The following is a 9,985-nucleotide window of genomic DNA, read 5'->3' as shown; positions in this document are numbered from 1 at the left end:
GCAACCCCAGGAGGAGCGGGAAAGGGGCCTACGAATTCACTTCTCGGCAAACACTACCTGGTCCGATCTATTGCGGAGATCAGGCCGCAAACGGTGGGGCCGGTACGCTGAATCGCTCCGCTTGCCGTCGACCGCAAGCAGATCGACCGTTGTACAGCAAGACGGACTAGCAGCGCCATTGGACAAGAACCAACCGCCGGCGCCGCGTGGTGCGGAAGAGGCTACAGGCGGAAGGCTACAGGTAAGCAGGGCACGTCCGCCGGAGGCGGACATGCTTCGTCCTGTAGTCTGTGGCCTGTAGCCTTCTCCCGCGTCGTCCGTCTCAAGTGCCTCGAGCCGAGTCGTCTGTGCGTAGCATGCCACAAAGCGTGGCTCGAATTCCAACAGAAAATTGCGGCGAACGATGAATTTCGAATAAGGCGCCAACGTAGCAGGCACACTCCGTGTGCCGTCTGCGCTTCGCGGCGGGTTGGGCACAGAGCGGGGCAGACGGCACACGGAGTGTGCCTGCTACGTTGGGTGCGGCCTTACGGCCGCGCGCTACGCGGCTTTGATTTCGATGGCAGTATTTCGCGGCAGCGCGCCGGCGCCGATCGCGGTGCGGGCGACGATGAATTTCGAATGAAGGCGCCAACGTAGTAGGCACACTCCGTGTGCCGTCTGCGCTTCGCGGCGGGTTGGGCACAGAGCGGGGCAGACGGCACACGGAGTGTGCCTGCTACGTTGGGTGCGGGGCGATATCGAACCCATCGCCCGCACCCTTCTGCAACGATCCGTGGTTTTCGAAAACACGTTCCCGCGCCCAGTTCATCTTCCACAAGGGGCGCGGCCATTCTTGGCCGTGGGCCGTGCGCGGGAAGACTCTTAACGCGGCGGCCGGTGAGCCGCCGCGGCAGCTAGCGCCGCCAAGCAAGCCGCGATTCTTACACGTCAGATCGGGCCGGGGTCTGCGCGGATGGGGGAATTGTTGACCACGCTACGGCGAGCATCTAGACTTCGGCAATTGCAGCACGGCGACCGAGAGACGGTCTGCCGATCTGGCTCCGCGCCAGTTTCCTGCCTGCACGCCTTCTCCTGTAGCTGGATTGCGAGTCCGAAATGAAGCCCATTTCACGTTTCCGTCTATTGTGGTTCGCGGTCGCATGGTTGCTCGCCTCCCCCTGCATTTGCGATGGAGCCGGGATCAAGCTATTGCTGCCGCTGGCGCGACACGCATACCAGACGAATGAAACGATCGATTTGGCGGTGGTGCGCAGCAGTGCGACGGCGCTTCCGGCCGGCGATTTGTTGCTTTCGGCGAGCGGCGAAGACGGCAGCCGAATGGAATTTCACTTTCCAATTGCCGCGGTGCCGGTCGATGGGCACGCCGCACTCGCCACGGTACACGCCCATTTGAATGGCTGGCTCTTGCGGCCGGGCAAATATACGATCGTCGCCACCACCGACGGCGCAGTCATCGCCGACGGCGGAAGCGCGACGGCCAAGATCGAAGTCTATAGCCATATCCGCAAAACCACCTTCCGCCTGATCGATTGGGGCAGCAGCGCGAAGGGCGCCGACCAGGCCGCGATGGGCGAAGACAGCCTCGGTTTCAATTTGCTGTACGCCGCGGCAACCGGCGATGATTCGATCATCGGCGGTTTGGATTTCACGGGCAATTGCGTGATGGGGGGCGGCCATCAGATGGATTTGCGGAGCGAGTGCGATTGGTCGGATCCGTTCGTGCTTTCGGGAGGCCGTTCGAGGGTGGTGCGCGCGGCGCTCGAATTTCGGAGGAATCCGAATGCGATCGGCGTCCATTTTTATGACGAGCCGGGTCTGACTTGGTTGCCGGATCCGGTGACCAAGGCGTCGTCGCCGCATTCGATTCCGTCGCAACTGCGCTCGTTCACGAGCGACTTTGGCCACCCGCCGATCTCGTTTCGCGAGGTTCGCGGCGACAATCCGGACGACGTTCGCCGTTGGACGAAATGGGCGTATTGGAAGTTGGGGCTGTTGGATGCGGCCTGGAAGGATGCTCAATTCGGTGTGAGCACCGTGCGCTCGGATTTCCTGTCGCTGAATCAAAGCCAATACGGCTTTTCGGCTTTCACCGACGGCTACTATTTCAACGTCACACGAAGCTTGCCGGTGGCCAGCGGGCATGGGGGCTACGATGATTTCGGTCCGGGATATTTCAATCCATCGTATTTCTTGGAAATCGCTCGGGCGCGCGATTACAACCGCCCCTGCTGGTATCTGCCGACATGGTACGGCAACATGCCGTCCGAGCGATATCGCCTGGAGCAATACCTATCGTTCATCACGAATATCCAAGGGCTGTGCAAGCCGCCGGACATGCAGATTCAGCGTCCGAACGCGTTGGTGACGGCCGACGGGATCGTGGAAACGAACAAGACGATGGCCCGGCTCGGGACGATTTTCACGACGATGCCGGTCACCCATCCGCCCGCGGCGCTCCTGTTTTCACTATCCGACATGGTGCATAACCAGTCGCAACACATGGACGCCAATTATGCCCATGAAACGGCGCACGGACGAAATCTGCCGATCGTGTATCTGGCAAGCAAGATGATTCAGCAGCCGCTGATGACGGTCGTGGATGAAGACGTCGTGGATGGAACTCTCGCGGCGAATCACAAGGCGATCGTGCTGGTGTCGATCGATTATCTTTCGCCGAAAGTTGTCGCCGGATTGGAAGCGTTTGCGTCGCATGGTGGATTGGTGCTGGCGACGGGCGATTGCAAAGTGCGAATTGCGGGCGCGATCGATTTGGGCGTGGCGCCGGCGATGCCCGATGCCGCGGCGATCCAAAGGCTCACTGATGCGAAGAAATATCAAGAGCTGGCGCCTTACACTTCGCTGGCCAAACAGTTTCAAGCGGCCCGGCCAATTGCGACAGCTCTGAAGCGGCAATTCGACAAGGCCGGCATCCGGCCCGTTTTCTCTTGCGATAATCCGGGCATCGTTGCATCGCGACAAGCGGCAGGCGAGATCGAGTATTTGTTTGCTGTCAATGCGGCGTATGACGAAAAGGTCGGCGGGTTGCTGGGAATCAAGCCGGCCATGGCGACAATAACATTGGCTGCCGACAAGCGTCCGATCTACGACGCGGTGCGAGGCGGAGCGGTTTGCGAATTGTCGGACAAGGCTGGCGCACCGACGGGCAACTTCCACTTCGGCGCCGGTGAAATGCGCGCGTTTGCTCGCACGGCTCGCCCGATCGGCGGCGTGCAAATCGCTGCACCCACCGTCGATCGCGACTATACGGCCGCAACGGAGCCACTGGCGTTGAACCTTACGGCGACGCTTGTCGACGAGCAGCGCCAATCGCTGAGCGGCTCGGCGCCGTTGGAAATCCGGCTCGTCGATCCGCTCGGCAACACGCGCTATTCTCTCTACCGAGCCACCACCGCGGGCGTTTGCCAATTGCGATTGCCCCTGGCTGCCAATGATCCGCCCGGCACATGGAAAATCACCGTCCGCGAATTGCTCGCCGGCCATGAATCGACTGCGATGTTCACGCTCGCGTCGCCGCCGCAATGCGGCGCGCTCGCGGGCACGACTTCACGGGCGATCGCGTTTGGAAACGATCGAGAGAACATTTTTCGCTTCTTCCGCAATCACAAACAGGTGACGATCGTCAAAGGAACCGCGGCGTATCACGATGCGGCCGCGAAACGGTTGGCCGACATCCTGAAGCCCTGGGGCATTCAAGCCAAAATCGTCGCTGCCGCGGACGTGAACAAACCGCGCGAAGTAGCGCAGGACGAGGCCCCGACATTTGCCGGAATCGAGCCGACCGGTCACGGTCAAATCATCGCCGGCCGTGGCAATTCGCCCGAGGTGGTCGGCTATGATCTCGAGGGCGCGACGATTCTGCTTGGCTCGCCCGACGACAATCCGCTGATCCATACGCTCGTCAAACGCAATGTATTGCCCTACGCGGTCGGCACTGACTTCCCCGGCCGCAATCGCGGCATGATCGCCTGGCAACTCGATATCATCCGGCCCGGGGAGGAATCGATCGCCCTGATCGCCACCGACGCCGCCGGCTTGGAAGAAGCGGTCGGCAGCACGTACGAGGCCGCCGCAGGGATGGAGCCGCTAACGCCGTGGGAGTTGCCGAGTCGCAGTATAATCGCGCCGGCCAGCCATCCGGATACGGGCGTGCGCGCGATGAACATCGCCTGGCAGGCGATTCTGCCCGATCGGGCCGATTCGATCATCGCGCAGGCCGACGGCTCGATTCTCGCGAAGTCGCTGGACGGTTCGTTGACCACGATCAGCCCCACTGGCCAGATTGTCGGACAGCGGCCTTCCAAGAAAGAAGACGACGACGCCAAGAAGCCGTCGAACGACGTCAAAGACATCGCCGCCGACAAGCTGATTCCGCATCGAATCGTCAAATGGATGGCGACGGACGGCGATCGGAAGGCGATTGCCTATTGGGGCGGCACGTTGCAGATTCTCGATGGCCACAACGCGGTGATTTTTCAACAACTTCTGCCGCAGGATATTGCCACGCTGGCATGGTCGGGCGGCAATCTGGTCGTTGCATTGGCCGACGGCCGATTGCTGGCGTTCGATGCAAGCCTGCCGCAGCCGGCGCGGTAACGCGTTCGTCTTGCGGCGCCTGGATTATGGTCCCGCGGAGTATCGGCCATAGCCCGAAACGTCGTACGCTAGCGAGTTTGCCTCGCGGGCGACCAACTGCGAACCGGCTCATCCGTTCAGCGTGGCATTGCGACGATCGAGGTTCCCCAGCACGGTTCGCAGATCGCTCACGGCTTCAGCGATCATTTTCGTCGCCGACGTGGAGATCCCGTCAGGGGTAGCCTTCCCGACGTTTTCTTGGGCGTTGTTGATTTCGTTCTTTGCCTGTGCGATTTCGGCAAGCAGCGGCTTCTTTTCGTCCTCGGACAATTTCCGCGCCGCCTTTTTGGCGCCGTCGGTGATTTGAGACACCCGTCCGATCAGCTTCTCGGCATTCTCGATCGCGATCCGCGCTTTTTTGATCTCGCCCGCAACCGCCTTGGTTGCTTGATTCTCATTCAGGGCATGCATCGCATTGGCCCGCTCGAACCAGCGCGCGACGGCCTGCAACTCATCGGACACCTCCGAATCGGCGATCGCGCTCAACTTGCTTTGAAGGTCGGCCAGATCGACCGGTGGCCGAGCGTTGACGGCCGATTGCCAGGCGTTGAAGAGATTCGCGCTGACCGTCGGATCGATGCCGAGTTCGGAGAGCGTCTTGACGAGATCGTTGGGCACAACGGCGGGTTTGTTCGCCAGCGCGCGGACATGGCCCAGTGCTTTGTCGCGTTGGCTTTCCGCGACGCCGCCATATTCCTTCTGCGCTTGCTGCTGCTTGTCCTCGTCTTTCTTGCTCTGCTGGAACTGGGGCAGCGCTCGAATGCGCTTGTTGAGCTCGATCGCGAAATCGCTGATCATCGTGCGGAAGCTTGGGATGTTTTTGACCTGCGGGAAGACTTCCTGCATCTCCAACGCGCCGACTTCTCCCTTCACCTCCGGCGGGATCACGGCCGACTTGCGCAGCTTGAGCAATATGTCGTCGACCTGCTTCTTGAGTTGATCGAGGGACTTGTTGCCGCTATTCTTGATCGCGTCGTAGGGCGCCTGCACGGTCTGCTCGCCGGGATATTTGAGGTTCAGAGAGATCGCCGCATCGAGCAGGCGGAAGAAGTATTTCGACGCATGGACGTAGCCTTCGCCGTTGGCGCGGTTCTTGGCCGACTTCTTTTCTTCTTCGGGCGCTTCTTCTTCGGCTTCGTCGACCACGCCGTCGTAGTGCTTCATCTCCTTGAAAAGATCGGCGACCTGTTCGTTCACCGATTGCATCAAGTCTTCGGCCGTCAGCTTCTCGAGCTTTTCCATCTTTTCTTCGATGGTTTTTGCCTGAAGAGCCTGGACGACGTGCTTGAGGGCGCCTTGGCTCATAATGGCTTCGTTGGCGAAGATGATGTTCGTGAACATGTTCTTCTTGACCTTCACCTCCAACGCGTTCAGTTCCGTTTGCGTCGCGGTTAGGTTCTTCTGCCAATCGCATTCGTCGTGCTCCAGCTCATCGCACGTTTTGCCGGGATGAGCCGCGGGGGCTTCGTGCAGCGCGGCGATCGATTTCTGATTATTGCGGATCGCGGCCTGGTCGTCGCGGAGCGAGCCCATTTTTTCCAGATAGAGCGCGTCGGTTACATCCATCGATTCGTCCGGGTAAGTCTCTTCGAACAAGTCGAGAATCTCCGGCACGAGGCGCTGCGCCAACGTCAGGTTTTCTTGGCCCCCCTTGCCTTTCAGCGCATCCAGTTGGCGGATGGCCTTGTTCAGCGCGGCCCGATGTTTTTCGGCACGATCCTCCGGCAGCTTCTTATTTAGATCCACTTTGCCGCGAATCTTGCCGACCTTTTCCAGCGACGTCTGCAGATAGATGTCTTCCCCTTCCTCGTATTGCTTTGCGATGCGCTTCTTGACGGCCTCGTCGGGGCTAGAATCGAGCAGCGTTTGCAGCATCTGGTTGAATTGAGCTTCCTCGAGGAAGCGGCGCTGCTTGAGCAACGTCGCGACATCCTGATCGACTTTGCTCAGCTTCATCGAGGCTTCCTGCTCCGGTTCGTCGATGTTGTGGTCGACGATTTCATCGACGTTGTAGTCGGGCTTGAACGATTCCTTGATGGCGCCGTAATCGCGCGGATAGATATTGACGTCGAACACGCGTCCCGCAGGCTTGCCGAAGCGAGTGATGACGACCTTGTTGAAGGCCTGGGCCGCTTTGACGTCGTCGCCGGAATTCGGCGTGGCGAATGTGATGTCGATATCCGATTCGATGTCTTCGCTGCCCGACGCCTTGGCGATCAAGGTCGGATAGATCTTGCGAAGCTTGTCGATCTCTTCGTTGACGACTTTGCCGCGAAACTGCACGAGCTTCCACATGTCGTCGTCGGTGAACGTAAGCGGTTTGCCTTTTTCGAGCTCGATTTTTCCCATCTTGCGGCATTTCTTGAGAGCGAACCAGTCGTATCGCTTGAACGTTATCTCGCAATTCGCGACGTTCCACGTGTTGGCTCCGACGGTCTCCTCCTCGAACGGCTTGCGCGCGTTCTCGCCGGGATCGACGCCGAGTTCTTCGGCCTCGGAAGTGTTCTTGAAAATCGCCGTCGCGATTTTGCGAAGCTTGCCAGGATCGTTCTTGGCCGTTTCGAGCTGCTGTTTGAGCAGGCCGAGGTTTTTCGCATTCTCGTTGCGCGCCGGTTCGAGCGCGGGAGTAATCTGCTCGTCGATCGTTTTGACCAGCGCTGCGAGATCTCGTGCGGCGACGTCGAATTTGCCGTTCTTGGCTAGAGCGAGAATGGCCTTCCACGTGGCGTCAACTTCGTCGCCGTAATTCTTATTGGAATTCGGGTTCACCTGCTTGATTTTTTTAGCGGCGTTGATCTTGGGCTCATTCGCCAGTTTTGCCGTCAAGAATGGCTTGCGCTTCAGCACCAGTTCCGCCTTGCGATGCGCGTCGACGAGCAATTCGTCGGCCTTGTTCCAATTGCCGGCATCCGCCTGCTGCTTCCCGTTTTCGAACGTCACATTGACGTCCGCGCCGCCGATCTCGGGTTTTTCAGCCACGGCCGAGTTGATGACGCTGATGAACTGCGCCAGCTTCTTGTGGAATTCTTTGCTCTTTTCGGTGGCAGCCAAATCGGTTTCCGCGGTTGCCAACTTTTCACGCAGATCGCCTTCATCAACGGGGTTTTTGGGCGGCCCCGATTTGGCGCCGCGATTTTGCAGGAATCCGTTGTCGCGCATCTTCTCCAGCAGCTCTCGCTTGCGTTCGATATCGTCCTTCGTTGTTTCATCTTTCGCGACCTTCGCTTGCAACTCGCGTGCAACTCCGATTGGGTCGCCTGCTTCCTCCTGGACGGATGCTTTGAGAAGCGCATTGTTCGAGGCGACCAGTGCCCGCAGAGCCTCTTCGCTTTGCTTGAAAAGCGCGTTGTCGATCTGGTCGATGCTCATTCCCGCGAATTCGACGGCCAGCTTTTCGGATTCAACTTCTTGCAATTGGGCCTGAAGCTCGTTGAGGTGCGATCGAAGCTTTAGCTCCTTTTCTTCCAACTCGCGCACGATTACTGCAGGCTTGGCGAGCTCGTGGCACTCGGTGAGTTTGGCGAGTGCCTCCGGCATGTCGCCGCCGGGCTTCGACAGGGCAGATGCTTGGGCCATCAGCTTGGTGATGGCGGCGGCGTTTGGCCCCTTGGCGACGATGGCGGCCTTAATGGCCGGGGTCCAATCCGCCAGCTTCTTCTTCCACTCGGCAGCCAAGTCGACTGTGCCCGATCCTTTCGGCGAATCCAACAGTGGCTCAAGTTCGTCGAGCACCTTCTCCGCCTGGATCAGTTCGTCGTTCTTTATCAGGCCCGTGGCGGAAGCAAGCAGCGTTTGAATCCGCGCTGCATTCGGCCCGCCCGCGCCGAGTGCCGTTTTGATCTTGGGCGTGAGCTCGTTCAGCCGGCGCATCCCGGAGGGCGCCGGCGGGACGCCATTCAGTGCTTTCTTGATCTGCGCCTCGGCCGCATCGATTCTGGCCAACGCCTGCGCAAAGTCTTTGTTGCTCGAAAACGCCTGCGATTCGTTGAACCGAAGCTTCGCTTCGTTGCCGGCCGTGGTGCCCGAGGCGATCGCCTTCTTCAAGTCGGCGGACAGTGCATTGACGCGGGCGTTGTAGGCCGATTCGGCTGGCGACCGGCCGTCAAGGGTCGGCGGCTTCTGCGACGGCGTGGCAGGCGACCCTCCCTGTTCGGCGGTCAGTTCGGGGTCGGCACTGATGCGGAACACGGCATGAATCGACATTTCGGCGTCGCGCTTGACGATTGTCTTGGCGGCCGCTGCCGCCGTTGCCGGAGGAAGTTTTGCCGTTTCAAAGAGAAAAGCGCCGTCTGCATACGATACAAAGCCGCTTACGATCGAGGAACCGCCGCTTTTCTTTTTCGCGTCGGCAATCGCGGGAGCAGGGATCTTGGTCTTCGACACGACCATGGCTCCATCGGTGCCTCCCTTGAGCACGAGCGCAAAATAACACCGCTTCGACTTTGCCGCCTTCAAACCGTCGGCCAGATCCTTGTCCAATTCGGTTGCTTTTGCCATGGTCGCGTCGTCCTGATTTGCAAGATGGTTCCTAAATTGCTACCGCGCCATATTTTTCGGTAATCACTAACGGGCCCTGCCGAACGGAAAGGGCGCCGACGGTCTGCGTATGCCGGGACGCAGGAGTCCGATTTCTTGAAGGACTCATTTTATGACGGTCGGCGTTCGCTGGTCGCGACGTCCGGAAAGGCCTTGGCGTCGGCGGCCGAACGAAAAAGCGCCTGCGTCCTCTCCCGGCGGCCATGACTATCGTCAACCGAAGCGGGAGAACGCGCGCCGACGCCTTCTGACAGATCGGTCAAAGACCATTGACATTCAGAGGGGCGACGTTCATGCGGTAACGCGTTGCGGCGATCGTCCGACGTGCTTTGGCATTCGCCCCAATTTCATGTCGAAGCTTTCAGGAGCCTATCCGGCTGCCCCTCCAGCGTCAATCATCAAATCTCTGTTGCTAGCGTGCCAGCGTGCTAGCGTGCCGAGGATTGGTCGCCGCGCGGCCCCGGGGCCTGTCGTCCGATCGGCCTTTGGTAGACCGCTCGAAGCTTCGCTTGGAATGGATCTCCCCGTAGCGACTTCGCAGCGCGGCGAGCGTCAGGCAGTCGTTCCTGGCCAGTCTGTTCGGAAGACTTGCCATCGGGTTCGACGAACGTCACAATGTGCATCCCCTGAAAGCTTGTGAAGGAATGCGGGCTGGCTCCGAACCCGGTCGGAAAAACGGCGAAAAAATCGTTTTCCACCGGGGTGCCTGTACCCACTCATTCACATCCCCTGAGCGGGTCGGGAGCGTCAGTCCGGCATTGCTGCAATCGCACGGCAAAAAAGGATTGACAGA

2 protein-coding genes are annotated in these 9,985 nt (G+C 59.7%); one reads left to right on the top strand and one right to left on the bottom strand.

Annotation, left to right across the window (positions count from 1 at the left end; all coding sequences use genetic code 11):
* Positions 1-1,098: 1,098 nt before the first annotated feature.
* The gene (locus tag VHX65_07945) at positions 1,099-4,617 is read left to right on the top strand and encodes a hypothetical protein (protein HEX3998465.1); all 3,519 of its coding nucleotides are present in this window, start codon (positions 1,099-1,101) and stop codon (positions 4,615-4,617) included.
* Positions 4,618-4,725: 108 nt separating this feature from the next.
* Here VHX65_07945 and VHX65_07940 read toward each other — a convergent pair whose 3' ends face one another.
* Positions 4,726-9,153: a hypothetical protein gene (locus VHX65_07940; GenBank protein ID HEX3998464.1), complete on the bottom strand. Its 4,428-nt coding sequence runs from the start codon at positions 9,151-9,153 to the stop codon at positions 4,726-4,728.
* Positions 9,154-9,985 lie beyond the last annotated feature (832 nt).

This window comes from Pirellulales bacterium (assembly GCA_036267355.1).
Lineage (GTDB): Bacteria > Planctomycetota > Planctomycetia > Pirellulales > DATAWG01 > DATAWG01.
Note: the sequence above shows the minus strand (reverse complement) of the source record. Positions and strands in the feature narration are given on the sequence as shown.

Excerpts from the sequence above, each read along its gene's own strand:
- VHX65_07945 (HEX3998465.1), top strand. The coding sequence starts at position 1,099 with ATGAAGCCCATTTCACGTTTCCGTCTATTGTGGTTCGCGGTCGCATGG.
- VHX65_07940 (HEX3998464.1), bottom strand. The coding sequence starts at position 9,153 with ATGGCAAAAGCAACCGAATTGGACAAGGATCTGGCCGACGGTTTGAAG.